Source organism: Methylobacterium isbiliense, from assembly GCF_022179325.1.
In the GTDB taxonomy this organism is placed as follows: Bacteria; Pseudomonadota; Alphaproteobacteria; order Rhizobiales; family Beijerinckiaceae; genus Methylobacterium; species Methylobacterium isbiliense.
Window position 1 is genome coordinate 233445 of sequence record NZ_BPQQ01000016.1, and the last position, 15348, is coordinate 248792.

13 protein-coding genes are annotated in these 15348 nt (G+C 73.3%); 4 read left to right on the forward strand and 9 right to left on the reverse strand.

Going from position 1 to position 15348, the window contains the following annotated elements:
* Positions 1-45: 45 nt before the first annotated feature.
* A complete protein-coding gene (locus MFF61_RS07630) occupies positions 46-555 on the reverse strand; it encodes a hypothetical protein (protein ID WP_238234479.1) in 510 nt (169 codons plus the stop codon).
* Between the two features lie 129 nt (positions 556-684).
* Here MFF61_RS07630 and MFF61_RS07635 point away from each other — a divergent pair, with 129 nt between their 5' ends.
* A complete protein-coding gene (locus MFF61_RS07635; RefSeq protein ID WP_238234480.1) occupies positions 685-1236 on the forward strand; it encodes a hypothetical protein in 552 nt (183 codons plus the stop codon).
* A 29-nt stretch (positions 1237-1265) separates the two neighbouring features.
* Here the strand turns inward: MFF61_RS07635 and MFF61_RS07640 are convergent, their stop codons facing one another.
* The 3 genes from MFF61_RS07640 to apaG all read right to left on the reverse strand — a co-directional run bounded on the left by MFF61_RS07640 (position 1266) and on the right by apaG (position 4275).
* A complete protein-coding gene (locus tag MFF61_RS07640) occupies positions 1266-2537 on the reverse strand; it encodes a glycosyltransferase family 4 protein (protein WP_238234481.1) in 1272 nt (423 codons plus the stop codon).
* Between the two features lie 99 nt (positions 2538-2636).
* Positions 2637-3821 carry an acetylornithine deacetylase gene (gene argE, locus MFF61_RS07645; RefSeq protein ID WP_238234482.1) on the reverse strand — a complete coding sequence of 395 codons (1185 nt, stop codon included), beginning with the start codon at positions 3819-3821 and terminating at the stop codon, positions 2637-2639.
* Between the two features lie 61 nt (positions 3822-3882).
* Complete coding sequence (gene apaG / locus MFF61_RS07650) at positions 3883-4275, reverse strand: Co2+/Mg2+ efflux facilitator ApaG/CorD (RefSeq protein ID WP_238234483.1); 393 nt, start codon at positions 4273-4275, stop codon at positions 3883-3885.
* 176 nt (positions 4276-4451) lie between these two features.
* Here apaG and MFF61_RS07655 point away from each other — a divergent pair, with 176 nt between their 5' ends.
* The 3 genes from MFF61_RS07655 (at position 4452) to chrA (ending at position 7921) form a co-directional block, all read left to right on the forward strand.
* The gene (locus MFF61_RS07655; RefSeq protein ID WP_238234484.1) at positions 4452-5537 is read left to right on the forward strand and encodes a 2'-deoxycytidine 5'-triphosphate deaminase; all 1086 of its coding nucleotides are present in this window, start codon (positions 4452-4454) and stop codon (positions 5535-5537) included.
* 153 nt (positions 5538-5690) lie between these two features.
* Positions 5691-6515 (forward strand): chromate resistance protein ChrB domain-containing protein, encoded by an 825-nt coding sequence (locus tag MFF61_RS07660; RefSeq protein ID WP_238234485.1) that lies wholly within the window; start codon positions 5691-5693, stop codon positions 6513-6515.
* A gap of 2 nt (positions 6516-6517) precedes the next feature.
* Entirely contained in the window at positions 6518-7921 is a 1404-nt protein-coding gene (gene chrA, locus MFF61_RS07665) for a chromate efflux transporter (RefSeq protein WP_238234486.1), read from the forward strand.
* Between the two features lie 118 nt (positions 7922-8039).
* Here the strand turns inward: chrA and MFF61_RS07670 are convergent, their stop codons facing one another.
* The 5 genes from MFF61_RS07670 to MFF61_RS07690 form a co-directional block, all read right to left on the reverse strand.
* Positions 8040-8759, reverse strand: a complete 720-nt coding sequence (locus MFF61_RS07670) for a superoxide dismutase (protein WP_238234487.1) — start codon at positions 8757-8759, stop codon at positions 8040-8042.
* A gap of 64 nt (positions 8760-8823) precedes the next feature.
* On the reverse strand, positions 8824-9546 hold the full coding sequence (gene pgl / locus MFF61_RS07675; RefSeq protein WP_238234488.1) for a 6-phosphogluconolactonase: 723 nt from the start codon (positions 9544-9546) through the stop codon (positions 8824-8826).
* 1 nt (position 9547) lies between these two features.
* On the reverse strand, positions 9548-11062 hold the full coding sequence (gene zwf / locus MFF61_RS07680) for a glucose-6-phosphate dehydrogenase (protein ID WP_238234489.1): 1515 nt from the start codon (positions 11060-11062) through the stop codon (positions 9548-9550).
* Positions 11063-11071: 9 nt separating this feature from the next.
* Positions 11072-12046: a phosphogluconate dehydrogenase (NAD(+)-dependent, decarboxylating) gene (gene gnd / locus MFF61_RS07685; protein WP_238234490.1), complete on the reverse strand. Its 975-nt coding sequence runs from the start codon at positions 12044-12046 to the stop codon at positions 11072-11074.
* Positions 12047-12176: 130 nt separating this feature from the next.
* The gene (locus MFF61_RS07690) at positions 12177-15005 is read right to left on the reverse strand and encodes a bifunctional transaldolase/phosoglucose isomerase (RefSeq protein ID WP_238234491.1); all 2829 of its coding nucleotides are present in this window, start codon (positions 15003-15005) and stop codon (positions 12177-12179) included.
* Between the last annotated feature and the right edge of the window lie 343 nt (positions 15006-15348).

Sequence of the window (15348 nt, forward strand, 5' to 3'; positions counted from 1 at the left end):
TGCGCCCGTTCGGGGGCGGTGGTCAAGCGGTCCTGAGCCGGCTTTTCAGACCACCTGCAGGATGGCGTCCTTGACCACGCGGGCCATGACCTCGCAGGTGAGTTCGCTCGCCGCGCAATGCGTGACCTGCCGGTCCGCGAGGTCGTGGTCGAGCTGCGGATCGCAGGCGCTGGCGAGGAAGTAGCCCGTATCGGTGATGCTCATGACGTAGACCGGCGAGGCGCGGCCCGAATGCCGGTTGATGAGCATGAACTGGGTGTAGGCCTGCTCAAAATCCGGGCGGCCCTTCAGGGACGGGCCGGTCTCGACCAGGACCCCGTGCGGCCCGAGCTGCGCCGCCGCGGCGGTCAGCACCTCGGCGGCGATGCCCTTGAGCAGCGAGACGCGGCGCAGATCCTCGGGCGTCAGCGGCTCGGCCGGCCCCTCCTCCTCGGGCTCGTCCGCGAGATGGCGCTTGCGGCTCTGCTCCTCGAAGAACAGGCCGAAATCCGCCAGCACCACCTCCGAGCACCGCGGCGGCGGCATCGCGGGATCGACGGCTTCCAACTCGACCATCACGGCGCTCCAGCAGGCTCCGCCCCTCAAACGACGCACAGCTTAAGACGGACGCCGCCTGCGGCAAGGCACCGCGGCGCTGGCCCGAACCTCGCTTGCCCTCCTGCGGCAGCGCGGCGGGAGACGCGGATGACGGGACGAGTTCGGGCGGCGCAGCGCCGCCAGTTTGAAGCGGTGCCGGATCCGCACGCGGCGTTCCAGGCCGCGCTCGCGGCGTGGCATCCGGACCTCGTGCGGTTGGCCGAGGATCTCGCGGCCGAACGGACGGCGCAGGGGCATCCGCGCCTGTCGGTGGCGGAACTCGTCGGCGAGGCGCTGCTGGCCGCCCGCCGCGCGCCCGCGGGCGATCCCCTGCTCGGTCCCCGAACCTGGCTGCTCGCCCTCGTGCTGCGCGCCGAGGCTGCGGCCGCCGACCGGGAGGCGCGGGTGCGGCGCATCGCCGAGGCGCTCCCGGACGCGGCGGCCCGGGACGCGGTCCTGGTCTTCGCCGAGCCTGATCCGGAGCCCGAGCGCCGCGCGCCGGTCATCGCGGCGGCCGCGCTTCCGCACGCCTTGCGCGAGATCTACGTCCTGCACGCGATCTGGAGGCTGCCGCTCGGACGGGCGGCCCGCATCCTCGGTCTCGGCGAGGACGAGGCGTCCCGCCGCTTCGCCCGGGCGATCGGCACCAGCGAGGTCTGACCGTTCGGCCGAGAGGGGCCGCCAGGGCGTCACGACAGGGCGGCGCGGGCCAGGGCCGGGGCGGGCGCGGCGCTCCCTGCCCGGGCGGCGTGGTCCGCCTGTACCAGCGTGTAGACTGCGGTGAGCCGGTCGAGGTGCCGCTCCAGGCTCAAGGGCGCGGCCCAGTAGCGGGCATGCGCCGCCGCGCTCATCCGCCGGGCGACGCCGTCGTCGCTCAGGGTGCGCAGATGGGCGGCGAGCGCCGCCGCGTCGCCCGAGGGGAACCACAGGCCGGTCTCGCCGTCCGCCACCGCCTCGCGCCCCGCGCAGGCGTCGCTGACGATGACCGGCGTGCCGGTCGCCAGCGCCTCGTAGACGGTGAGCGGCTGGCCCTCGTACCAGACGGACGGGAAGACCAGGGCCCGCGCCGCGCGCATCAGTCCGGCCACCTCGGCCGGCGACTTCCAGCCGAGGAAGACGGCTTCGGGATAGCGGGCGCGCAGCATCGCGCCGCTCGGCCCGTCGCCGACGAAGACGGACCGCAGGCCCGCCTGGCGGGCGGCCTCGGCGAAGTGCGGCGCGCCCTTCTCCGGCGAGAGCCGGCCGACGAACAGGAAATGCTCGCCGGGCACCGGCTTCGGCCCGTGGTCGACGGCGGGAATCGGGTTGTCCACCCGGTGGAAGACCGTGCCGGGCGGCATGTGGGGCGTGATCACGCTCTCCTGCAGGGCGCTGATGGTGACGACGTGCCGGAAGACCGCGCGCATCCCGCTCACGCGGTCGAGCGCGACGTGGCGCACGAGGCGCAGGGCCTTGTGGGCGTAGCTGCGCGAATCGCAGTTCGTCGCGATGCAGGCGCCCGAGAGCGGGGTGCGATGGCAGATCTCGTGCCGGCGGAAATCGTAGAAGCCGCCGTTCGGGCAGACGAGGAAGAACTCGTGCATCGTGTAGGTCACGGGCAGGCCGCAGCGGGCCAGCACCCGCCCGATGGCCGGCGAGAGCGCCTTGGCCCAGCCGTGGACGTGCACCAGCGTGCGCGCCGGATCGCAGGCGGACAGCCGCGCCGCGAGCGCCCGGGCCGCGGGCGCATTCCAGACCACCTGCGCCGCGAAGGCGAGCTTGCTCGACGCCGAGTTCAGGTCGTCCTGGCCCAGGCACACCACCTCCACGCCGGCCTCGGTCAGGCGCGGATCGACCGGCCCCACCGCCGCGAACAGCGTGACGTCGTGCCCGCGCGCGCGCAGGCCGACCGCCGAGTCGATGGCGACCTTGGCCTGGCCGCCGTTGACGTGGGCGTGATCGAGGACGAGGACGATGTGCATCGCGGACCGCGCTCCGAAGTCAGGCCGGAGGCTGTCACGCGCGGCTTGCGGCGGGGTAAACGCCCGGATCCGCGGAGCGGTGATGCGCCCTGGTGCCGGTCAGCCCGGCACCCAGCCGGCGGCGCATTCGCGGATCAGGCCGCGCAGGAAGGCCTCGCCCGCCTCGAAGGCCGCGAGCGTGATGAACTCGTCGGGCTGGTGGGCCTGATCGATGGAGCCCGGGCCGCAGACGATGGTCGGCAGGCCGGCGCGCTGGAAGCGCCCGGCCTCGGTGGCGTACGGGACCGTGATGGTGCGGTTGCGGCCGGCGAGCCGCAGGGCGAGGCGCTCCGCCGGGGAGCCGGGCGCGGGCGCGAGCCCCGGCACGGCGGCATCCTCCACGGTCTCGATCCGGCCGAAGGGGCCGAACCGGTTCAGCCGCTCCCGGGTCACGGTGTCCGCGAGGGCCGCGAAGCGGGTCGGGATCTCCTGCAGGTCGAGGTCCGGAAGGCCGCGGAACTCCCACTCGAAGCTGCAGGATTTCGGCAGGATGTTGCGCGCGGTGCCGCCGCGGATCGTGCCGACATGCACGGTGGTGTAGGGCGGATCGAACCGGCCGCTCGCATCGCCCCGCGCCATCATCGCGTCGGCGATGCGGTTGAGGCCGGTCACGAGGTCCGCCGCCGCCATCACCGCATTGGCCCCGAGCATCGGCTTGGCCGAGTGCGCCTCGTGCCCGTGCACCGTCGTGGCGTAGGTGAAGACGCTCTTGTGGGCATCCGCCACGTCGAGGCCGGTGGGTTCGCCCACGATCACGGCGCCCGGCCGCGGCAGGTCCACCCCGAACCGCGCGATGACGTCCACCACGCCGAGGCAGGTCGTCTCCTCGTCGTAGGACAGCAGGAGGTGGATCGGGGTGGCGAGGTCGGCCGCCAGCATGTCGGGGACGAGTGCGAGGCAGAGCGCGCAGAACCCCTTCATGTCCACCGCCCCGCGGCCGTAGAGCCGGCCATCGGCGAGCCGCAGCCGGAAGGGGTCGCCGGTCCAGTCCTGCCCGGCCACCGGCACCACGTCGGTGTGGCCCGAGAGCACGACGCCCCCGTCGCGCAGCGGCCCGATCGTGGCGAACAGCGCGGCCTTGTCGCCCGCGCGGTTGGGCAGGCGCCGGTGGGGGACGCCCCAGGCGTCGAGGTAGCCGGCCACGAAGTCGATCAGCGCCAGGTTGGACTTCTGGCTCTCGGTGTCGAAGGCGACGAGCCGCTCCAGCATGGCGAGCGGCGTCAGGCGGGGACCGGTATCCGTCATCGGGGCCTTCGGCTGAGTGGGAGCGGCGCGGCCGGACCGCGCCCGGCCGCTACCGGCGGTGCTAATGCATGACCCGGCGGCTGTGGGGCACGTCGAGGGAGAAGGCCGGGATCGCCGCCTCGAAGCTCTCGCCGTCGGCGGTCGCCATCGTGTAGGTGCCCTCCATCGTGCCGTTCGGCGTCGGCAGCGGGCAGCCGCTGGTGTAGCTGAAGGACTCGCCCGGGCCGAGCACCGGCTGCTTGCCGACGACGCCGGCGCCGCGCACCTCCTGAAGGGCGCCCCGCCCGTCCACGATGCGCCAGTGCCGCGAGCGCAGCTGCACCCGGTCGAGCCCATTGTTGGTGATCTCGACCGTGTAGGCGAAGAAGTAGCGGCTCTCGTCGGGCGCGGATTCCTCCTCCACGAACCGGGGGGTGACCACCACGCTGATGCCGCGGGTCTCGGCCTTGTACATCAGGGAGCCTCCGGGGACGCGGCCGGCTCTCCGAGCGGTGCGGCCGCACAGCCGCGCCGTGGTACGGTCCGCCTCGGCGGTCGTCAATCGGGGCCGGGCGCGGTCAGCATTCGCCCGCGCCGGCTTCACGCATCCGCAACCCGCGTCTGGGAGACTTCGGCGAGCGAGGACAGGTCATGGTGCGCTTGCGGGACGGGATTCAATCGGCGGAGAGCATCGCGGCGCTGCGCGCGGCGGGCGTCATCCGCACGGACGCGCCCTTCGCGGACGACCAGGTGCAGCCGGCGAGCCTCGACCTGCGGCTCGGGCAGCGCGCCTACCGGGTGCGCGCGAGCTTCCTGCCCGGCCGCACGCGCGACGTGGCGGCCTGCCTCGCCAAGCTCAAGCTGCACGAGATCGATCTGCGCCAGGGCGCCGTGCTGGAGACCGGCTGCGTCTACATCGCCGAATTGCAGGAGGGCCTGGCCCTGCCGCCGACGCTGGCGGCGAGCGCCAACCCGAAGAGTTCCACCGGACGCATCGACGTCTTCACCCGGGTGATCACCGATCAGGCGCGCGAGTTCGACATGGTGGAGCCGGGCTATGCGGGCCCGCTCTTCGCCGAGATCTCGCCGCGCACCTTCCCGGTGCTGGTGCGCACGGGCTCGCGCCTGTCGCAGATCCGCTTCCGCCAGGGCGCCGTGCGGCTCGACGATGCGGCCCTGGCGAAACTCCACGCCGAGGCACCGCTGGTGGATGCGGCCGAGCCCTCGTTCCAGGGCGGCGTCGCGGTCTCGGTGGACCTCGCAGGCTTCGAGGGCCTCGTCGGCTACCGCGCCAAGCGCCACACCGGCCTCGTCGACGTCGACCGGCCGCGCAGCTACCCGGCGGCGGAGTTCTGGGAGCCCTTGCGCGCGGACGGCTCGGGCACCCTCATCCTCGATCCGGGCCAGTTCTACATCCTGGCCTCGAAGGAGGCCGTGCAGGTGCCGCCGGACTTCGCCGCCGAGATGGTGCCGTTCGATCCCCTGGTGGGCGAGTTCCGGGTCCATTACGCGGGCTTCTTCGATCCCGGCTTCGGCCACGCGGCGGCGGGCGGCACCGGCGCGCGGGCGGTGCTGGAGGTGCGCTCCCGCGACGTGCCCTTCATGCTGGAGGACGGCCAGATCGTCGGCCGCCTCATCTACGAGCGCATGGCCGAGCGCCCGGCCGCGCTCTACGGCACGCAGGCCGGCTCGAACTATCAGGCGCAGGGGCTGAAGCTGTCGAAGCACTTCGTGTGAGGCGCAGGACAATCGGGCGTCGCCCGATTGTCGATGGGGCGCGCTTGACAGGCCCTCCCGGCCGCCTACCCTTCGCGCCATGGGGATTGCGATCTCCTCACGAGGCTCCGGCCCAAGCATCGCGTCCAACCTGCCTCACCGCACGGACGCGCCATGCCGAACTCCATTCCCGTCGACAAGCTCGCCCGCCTGATCGGCACCCCCGGTTGCCCGGCCCTCCTCGACATCCGCACCGACGAGGATGTCGCGGCCGACCGTCACCTGATCCCCGGCGCCGCGCGGCGCCCCTGGGCCGACGTCGCGGCCTGGGGCGGCGCGCTGGCCGGCCGGTCCGCCATCGTGATCTGCCGGCGCGGCCAGAAGCTCAGTCACGGCGTGGCCGCGTGGCTGCGCCACGCGGGCGTCCCGGCCGAGAGCCTGGAGGGCGGCACGGAGGCGTGGCGCGCCGCCGGCCTGCCGAGGGTGCCGGAGGCCACGCTGCCCGCACGCGACGCCCTCGGCCGCACCGTCTGGGTCACGCGGGCGCGGCCGAAGATCGACCGCATCGCCTGCCCGTGGCTGATCCGCCGCTTCGTCGATCCCGCCGCCGTCTTCCTGTTCGTGCCGCCGGCCGAGGTCGAGGCGGTGGCCGAGCGGTTCGGCGCCACGCCCTTCGACATCGACGCCTCGGAGGTGTTCTGGAGCCACCGCGGGCCGCTCTGCACCTTCGACGTGATGCTGGAGGAATTTTGCCTCGCCACCGAGCCGCTGCGCCGGCTGGCGACCATCGTGCGGGGGGCGGACACGGCGCGCCTCGATCTCGCGCCCGAGGCGTCCGGCCTGCTCGCCGCCTCGCTCGGCCTGTCGCGGCTCTATGCCGACGATCTCGCGCAGCTCGATGCCGGGATGCTCCTCTACGACGCCTTCTACCGCTGGTGCCGCGACGCCACCGACGAGACCCACAACTGGCCGACCAACCGGCCGAAGCCAGGGACCTGACGATGCACTCCGCCGCGAGCACCGCCCCGCGCCTCGGGCCGGACGAGCCCGTCCCGACGCCGGTCGGCCTGCGCGAGGCCCTGCCGGTCTGGGCGCGCATCGCCGCGCTCTCGTTCGGCGGCCCAGCTGGGCAGATCGCGGTGATGCACCGCATCCTCGTCGAGGAGCGGCGCTGGATCTCCGAGAACCGCTTCCTGCACGCCCTCAACTTCTGCACGCTGCTGCCCGGCCCGGAGGCGCAGCAACTCGCCACCTATGTCGGCTGGCTGATGCACGGGGTGCGCGGGGGGCTCCTGGCCGGCGGCCTGTTCGTGCTGCCGGGCCTCGTCGCCATCATGGCGCTCAGCTGGATCTACGCGCTCTACGGGCAGGCCGGCCTCGTCGCCGGCCTGTTCTTCGGCCTGAAGGCCGCCGTGCTGGCGATCGTGGCCCAGGCGGTGCTGCGCATCGGCCGGCGCGCCCTGCGCAGCCGGGTCATGGTGGCGCTGGCCGCCGCGGCCTTCGTGGCGATCTTCGTCCTCGACGTGCCGTTCCCCCTCATCATCGTGGCGGCGGGCGTGATCGGCTACCTCGGCGGGCGCGCCGGCCGGCCGGAATTCCGGGCCGGCGGCGGACACGGGAGCGGTGCCGCGATCGCCTCCGGCCCGTTCCTGCTCGGCGACGACGCGCTGCCGCAGGAGCGCGCCACACCCGGCGCCACGCTGCGGAGCGCCGCGCTCTGGGCGGCTCTCTGGCTGATCCCGGTCGCCGCCCTCCTGCTCGTCCTCGGACCGGACGACGTGTTCGGCCGCATCGCGGTGTTCTTCTCGAAGATGGCCATGGTGACGTTCGGCGGCGCCTACGCGGTGCTGGCCTACGTCGCCCAGCAGGCGGTGGAGCATTACGGCTGGCTGAAGCCCGGCGAGATGCTCGACGGGCTCGGCATGGCCGAGACCACGCCGGGCCCGCTGATCATGGTCACGCAGTTCGTGGGCTTCATGGCGGCCTTCCGCGCGCCCGGCGCGCTGCCTCCGCTCCTGGCCGGGACGCTGGGCGGCCTCCTGACCACCTGGGTGACGTTCACGCCCTGCTTCCTGTGGATCTTCGTCGGCGCCCCTTACGTGGAGCGGCTGCGCGGCAACGCGGCGCTGAGCGGCGCCCTCTCGGCGATCACCGCCGCGGTGGTCGGCGTGATCCTCAACCTCGCGGTCTGGTTCGCCCTCCACACGGTGTTTCGCGAGGTGCGGCCGGTCACGGCGGGGCCGTTGCGGCTCGACGTGCCGGTGCTCGCCAGCGTCGATCCCTTCGCCCTGGTGTTGGCGCTGGCAGCCATCGTCGCGGTGTTCCGCTTCGGGGCGGGCATGGTCCCGACCCTGGCGGCCTGCGCGGCCGCCGGCATGGCGCTGCATGGAGCGGGGCTGGTGTAGGCCGGATGCCCCTTGCGGGCTTCAGCCGGCACGCTCCACCCGCCGTGCCGGCAAGGGGGTCAGCCGACCCTGCAAGGCGGCCCCGCCGCAGGCTCCCACGGCGGGGATACACCACTTCTCAGATCGCCAGGGTCCCGGCCTTGGCGGCGGCGTAGCGCTGGCCGACCTTGCCCCAATCGACCACGTTCCACCACGCCTTCAGATAGTCCGGCCTGCGGTTCCGGTACTTGAGGTAGTAGGCGTGCTCCCAGACGTCGTTGCCCAGCAGCACGCGCTGCCCGTCCATCAGCGGCGTGTCCTGGTTGGGGCGCGAGGTGAGCGCGAGCTTGCCGTCCTTGGTCACGGTGACGAAGACCCAGCCCGAGCCGAAGACGCGCCCGCCCGCGGCGTTGAAATCCTCCTGCAGCTTGGCGAGGCCGCCGAGGTCGCGGTCGATGGCCGCCTTCAGGTCGCCGGTCGGCTGGCCCCCCGAGCCACCCATGATCTGCCAGAACATGGTGTGGTTGGCATGACCGCCGCCGTTGTTGCGCACGGCCGTGCGCACGTCCTCCGGCACGGCGTTGAGGTTCGCCAGGAGATCCGGGAGCGGCTTCTTGGCGAGTTCGCCGTGCTTGGCGACCGCCGCGTTGAGGTTGGTGACGTAGGCCTGATGGTGCTTGCCGTGATGCAGCTCCATCGTCTCCGCGTCGATGTGCGGCTCGTTCTTGGCCGCCGGATAGGGCAGCGGGTCGAGGGTGAACGGGCCTGCGGGCGCCTGGGCGCGGCCGGGGCGGGCGTGGAGCGCGGTCGCGGCACCCGCGAGGGTCGCGAGCAGCGCGCGGCGGTGGAGCTGTACCATCTCTCGGTTCCGGTTGGGACGCGTCTACGCCGCGAGGTAGGGCGGCGCGGGACCGAAAGTAGGATCAACCCACCGCTTCCTGGTCGAGCAGCCACGCGACGTCGCCCTGCGGTTGCACCCGGCCGGCCGGCAGTTCCTCGCCCGCCGCGAGGCGGGCAAGCGGGTCCCGCTTGCCCCGGCCGGTGACGAGGAACAGCAGGCTGCGTGCGGAGCCGAGCGCCGGCAGGGTGAGACTCACCCGCGGCACGAAGGGGGCGAGGCCCGCCTCCGGCACGCCCACCACCCAGCGCCCGGTCTCCGCCACCGCCGGCTTGCCGGGAAACAGCGAGGCGGTGTGGCCGTCCTCGCCGAGCCCGAGCAGGACGCAATCGAAGAGCGGCCGGGCGGGATCGAGACCGTCGGCGCCGTACCACGCGCGCAGTTCGGCCTCGTAGGCGGCGGCGCCCGCCTCGGGGCCGCGATCCGTCGGGATCGGATGCAGGTGGCCCGCCGGCACGGGTGAGTCCGCCCCGAAGGCCGCCTCGACCATGCGCCGGTTGCTGCCCGCCTCCGGGCCGTCGCCCACCCGCTCGTCGCCGAAGAACCAGTGCAGGCGCTCCCACGGCACCCGGCCGCGAAACTCCGGTCCGGCCAGCAGCGCGTAGAGGCGCCTGGGCGTCGAGCCGCCCGAGAGGCAGATGGCGGCGCGCCCGGTGCCGGCTGCGACCGCCAGCAGCCGCTCGGCCGCCGCGCGGGCGACCGCATCCGCGTCGGGGAGGATCGTCGCGGCGGGAGGCGGCGCCACCACGTCAGGCCTCGTGGAGCGGACGCCACGCCCGGCCCTCGCGGGCCAGCAGGTCGTCGGCCTCGGCCGGACCGGCGCTGCCGGCCGCGTAGGGCGCGGGCTCGCTCGCCTGCGCATCGAGGATCGGCTGCACCACGCGCCAGCCCTCCTCGATCATGTCGGCCCGCTGAAACAGCGTCGAATCACCGATCATCGCGTCGTAGATCAGCGTCTCGTAGCCGGTGCTCGGCTCGACCTTGAAATGATCCTTGTAGCAGAAGCGCATGTCGACCGTGTCGATGCGCACCTTCGGGCCCGGGATCTTGGCGCCGAACTGCAGCGAGATGCCCTCGTCGGGCTGCAATTGCAGCAGGAGCCAGTTCTCGACCGGCGCGTCGACGCCGGTGCCGCGGAACAGCGCCAACGGCGCGGGCTTGAAGCGGATCGCGATCTCGGTGTCGCGCCGCGCCATCGCCTTGCCGGTGCGCAGGTAGAACGGCACCCCCGCCCAGCGCCAATTGTCCACCGCGAGGCGCAGTGCCACGAAGGTCTCGGTCCGGCTGTCGCCCGCCACGTCGGGCTCGTGCCGGTAGTCGCCGACCGGCCGCCCCTGCACGCGGCCGGCCGCGTACTGGCCGCGCACGGCGGCCTCCGGCTCGGCCGACGGGGTGGCGAGCAGCACCTCCTGCTTCTTGTCGCGCACGGCCTCGGCCGCGAAGGAGACCGGCGGCTCCATCGCCACCAGCGTGAAGAGCTGGAACAGGTGGTTCGGCACCATGTCGCGCAGCGCACCCGTCGCCTCGTAGAAGCGCCCGCGCCCCTCGACGCCCACGGTCTCCGCCACGGTGATCTGGACGTGGCAGATGTGGTCGCGGTTCCAGAGCGGCTCGAACATGCCGTTCCCGAACCGGAACGCCATGATGTTCTGCACCGTCTCCTTGCCTAGGAAGTGGTCAATGCGGAAGATCTGCTCCTCCGCGAGGAAGCCCCGGATCTCGCGGTTCAGGGCGCGGGCCGAATCGAGGTCGTGGCCGAACGGCTTCTCGATGATGACGCGCCGCCACGCCCCCTCCGGCTCCTCCAGGAGCCCGGCCTCCCCGAGCCGGCGCACGGTCGGGCCGAAGAGGCTGGCCGCCACCGCGAGGTAGAACAGCACGCTGCCGCCCCCGGGCGCCTGCGCGAGGCTCTCCTTCAGGGCCGCGAAGGTCTCCGGGTCGGCGAGATCGCCCGGCATGTAGCTGATCCGGTCGGCGAGGCCGGACCAGACGGCCTCATCGAAGGTCCCGCCCCCGGCCTCGCCCCCCTTCTTGGCGATGAAGCCGCGCACCCGCTCGGTCAGGTCGCTCCGGTAGTCCTGCGATGACATCGCGCTGCGGCTCACCCCCAGGATCGCGAAGCGTGCGGGCAGGAGCTTCCAGCGGGCGAGATTGTAGAGGGCCGGCATCAGGAGCCGGTGGGTGAGATCACCCGTGGCCCCGAAGATCACCAGCGTGCAGTCGGGCGCCGGGGCGGCGTCGGTGCGGGGGGTCCGGTCGGACATCGGCAGCCCCTATTTCGGTTCCTGGTGGCCGCCGAAGCCCTTGCGCATGGCCGAGAGCATCTTGTCGGCGAAGGAGGCCTGTTCCCGGGAGCGGAAGCGCGCGTAGAGCGCGGCGGCCAGCACGTTGGCGGGCACCGCCTCCTCGATGGCGGCGTTGAGGGTCCAGCGCCCCTCGCCGGAATCCGCCACGAAGCCCGAGAACCCGTCGAGATGCTCGTCCCGGGCGAGCGCCGCCGCGGTGAGGTCGAGGAGCCAGGAGGAGACCACGCTGCCGCGCCGCCACACCTCCGCGATGTCCCCGAGATCAAGGTCGAAGCGCTGCGCGGCCGGCAGCTCCTCCGAGTTGGCGTGGCGCAGGATGTCGAACCCCTCGGCATAGGCCTGCATCAGGCCGTACTCGATGCCGTTGTGGATCATCTTGACGAAGTGGCCGGCGCCGCTCGGGCCGGCATGGATGTAGCCCTGCTCGGCGCGGGGATCGCGGCCCTCGCGGCCGGGCGTGCGCGGCACCTCGCCGAGGCCCGGCGCGAGGGTGGCGAAGATCGGGTCGAGCCGGTCCACCGCCGCCTTGTCGCCGCCGATCATCATGCAGTAGCCGCGCTCCAGGCCCCAGACCCCGCCCGAAGTCCCGACATCGACGTAATGCAGGCCTTGCCCGCGCAGGGCGGCGGCGCGCCGGATGTCGTCCTTGTAGAAGGAGTTGCCGCCGTCGATGATCGTGTCGTCCGGCTGCAGCAGCGGGGCCAGCCGGTTCACCGTGTCCTCGGTGGCGGCGCCGGCCGGCAGCATCACCCAGACGGCGCGCGGGCCTTCGAGCTTGGCGACGAGATCCTCCAGGCCGGTGGCGCCGGTGGCGCCCGCCTCGACGAGCGCCGCCACCGCCTCCGGGCTCCGGTCGTAGACGACGGCCGTGTGCCCGGCGCGGAGCAGGCGCCGCACGATGTTGCCGCCCATCCGCCCCAGGCCGATCATGCCGAGCTGCATCGAGACCTCCGGTCAGGGTGTGCAGAGGGCTCGAGGCCCCTGCTGGAGTGCACGGGCGGGACGCCCCGGCGTCGCGCGGGGCGCCGCCCCGCACCCCGGCAGGGCGAGGCGCCCTGCACCGCCTTCGAGTTTAGGCCAGGATCCCGCGAAGGCGATCGAGCCCTGCCTGCACGTCACCCTTGATGTGGACGCGCAGCGCGCGGCGCCCGCGCTCCGACAGCACTCCGAAATCGCCCCGCGCCTGCGCGGCGATGACGGTGCCGAAGCTGAGCGTGCGGCCCGGGATCGGCAGGTCCGGGTCCGGGTCGGCGGTGATCTGCAGGAAGACCCCGCTGTCCGGACCGCCCTTGTAGGCTTGCCCCGTCGAGTGCAGGAAGCGCGGCCCGAACTCGACGCAGGTCGCGACCCGCTTGGCATCCCGCAGGCTCACCCGCGCCGCCTGCAGCGGCGCGAGATGCGCGGGCGTGCGCGCCACATAGGCGAGCAGGGCGACGTAATCCCCCGCCCCGGCCCGGCCGATCTGCGCGCGGATCCAGCTCTCGGGGTCGCTCCCCGCCCCCGCGCGGCGCAGGGCCTCGGCGTTGCCCGCATCGGTGTAGAGGGCGAAGCCCCCATCCTCCGCCACCGGCGTCTCGGCCGGGAGCGCGCCGTCGCGCTCGGCGGCGTCGGTCAGCTCCCGCGTCTTGACCTTGCTCGCCTCCACGTCGGGCTGGTCGAACGGGTTGATGCCGAGCACCGCCCCGGCCACCGCGGTGGCGATCTCGAAGCGGAAGAACTCCTGCGGCAATCCCTCCCGCGAGGCGAGCGCGATGCGCACCACCGGGTGGCCGGCCTGCTCAAGCGCGGCAAGGGCCGCGTCCTGGGCCGCATCCGCGCCGTCGTCGAGGCGCAGGGACACGAAGACGCGGTCGGACCCGTAGACGTCGGGCGCGCCCAGCGGCTCGCCGTCGATCGGGATCAGCCCCCTGCCCTGCTTGCCGGTGGATTCGGCGATCAGCTGCTCGGCCCAGGCGCCGAAGGTCTCGACGCCCTTCGAGGCCACGAGCGTGACCTTGTCCCTGCCCTGCAGGGTCGCCGCATGGCCGAGCGCGAGGCCGAGCATCACGCCGGGGTTGAGCGGCGGCGGCACGTCGGGTCCGCAGGAGCGCACCATCCGCCGGGCGCCGTCGAGGAAGGCCGCCACGTCGATGCCGCTCGCGGCCGCCGGCACCAGCCCGAAGGCCGAGAGCACCGAGTAGCGCCCGCCGATCTCCGGCACGCCGTAAAAGATCCGCCGGAAGCCGTCCGCCCGGGCCGCCTTCTCCATCGCCGAGCCGGGATCCGTCACGGCGACGAAGTGGCGGCCGGCCCTGTCACCGACCTCCTCGCGCATGCGGGCGAGGAAGTAGTCGCGGAAGACGTTGGGTTCGAGCGTCGAGCCGGATTTCGAGGCGACGATGAACAGGGTGCGCCGGAGGTCCACGGCGCGCTCGACCGCCCGCACCTCCGCGGGGTCGGTGGAGTCGAGGATGCGCAGCCGCGGGAAGCCCGCCCGTCGTCCGAAGGTCTCGGCCAGCACCTCGGGCCCGAGGCTGGAGCCGCCCATGCCGAGCACGACCGCATCGGTGAAGCCCTCGGACCGGATCTCCTCCGCGAAGGCCGCGTAGTCGCCCGCCTGCGCGGCCTGCGCCTCGACGATGTCGAGCCAGCCGAGCCAGCGCGCCTCGTCGGCACCCGTCCAGACGCCCGCGTCGCGCTGCCAGAGCCGGCGTACCAGCCCCTCGGCCCGCCAGTGCTCGGCGGCCTTGTCCACCGGCTCCTTCAGGGCGCCGAGAGCGAGGTCCTGCCGGTCGAGCCGGTCGCCCAGGACCTGCGCGCGCTTGCCCGCCACAGCGCCCAGGAGCTTGTCGGCGGCATCGACGAAGAGCTGCACGCCCTCGCGCACGAGGTCGCGCGCCACCGCGTCGAGGTCGATCCCGGTCCGCGCCAGCTGCGAGAGCACGCGCTCGGCGCCGCCGACATCCTCCTCCAGGCTCGGCCGCACCCGGCCGTGGTCGCGGAACGCGTCCATGGTGGCCGGCGGCACGGTGTTGACGGTGTCGGGGCCGATCAGTTCCTCGACGTAGAGGACGTCGGAATAGGCCTTGTTCTTGGTGCCGGTGGAGGCCCAGAGCAGGCGCTGCGGCTGCGCGCCCCTGTCCTTCAGCGCCTCCCAGCGGGGGCCGGCGAAGAGCCGCTTGTAGCGCTGGTAGGCGAGCTTGGCATTCGCGATGGCGACCTTGCCCTTGAGCGCCTCCAGCCCCGCCCCGTCGCCGGCGCCGGCCTTGGCGATCAGCGCGTCGAGCTGGGCGTCGACGTTGGCGTCGATGCGGCTGACGAAGAAGCTCGCGACGCTTGCCACCCGGCCGACCGGGCCGCCCTTGCCCGCCAGCTCCTCCAGGCCCGCGATATAGGCGTTCGCCACCTCCTCGTAGACGTCCTGCGAGAACAGGAGCGTGATGTTGACGTTGATGCCCTCGGCGATGAGCGCCCGGATCGCGGGCAGGCCCTCGGGCGTGGCCGGCACCTTGATCATCAGGTTGTCGCGGGCGACGGCCGTCCAGAGGCGGCGCGCCTCGGCCAGGGTCTCGTCCGTGCGCATCGCGAGGTAGGGCGAGACCTCCAGGCTGACGAAGCCGTCGCGGCCGCCGCTCGCGTCGTAGACCGGCCGCAGCACGTCGGCAGCGGCCTGGATGTCCGCGATGGCGAGCCCCTCGTAGAGGTCGATCACCCGGCGGTCGCCGGCCTCCCGGAGGGCACCGTCGTACTCGTCCGAGTGGCCGATCGCCTTCTCGAAGATGGCGGGGTTCGAGGTCACGCCGCGCAGGCCGTCCTCCTCGACGAGCCGCTTCAGCTCCCCCTTGGCGATGAAGCCGCGCGCGACGAAGTCGAGCCAAACGGCCTGCCCCTGTTCCGCGTGCAGCGCCTTGAGCGGGTTCATGCCAGCCTCCTTCACGCCTGCCCTGCCGGAATGTGGCGGCGTGCGGCCCGGTGTCCAGGGGCGATCGCCGCCAAGGCTGCCGGAAAACGCCTCCCGCGGCAGGATCTTCGCGCCGGGTGAGCGCGCAGCGGGCGGAGCGGCGGGATGGGGGACCGCCTGCCGCTCGCGATCGGGAACGTGCCGTCGCGCGGGCGCCGCCACGGACGAACCCCGCAGCGGCGTCGCCATGACCCTGCGTCAGCCCGGGACAGGCTGGATCAGGCCCGGCCCGGTCCCGGCTTGGGTCTTGAGGGATCCGGTCGCGCGGCAGCGGCGTGCGTTCCCTGCCGGCCCTCGCTGCGCC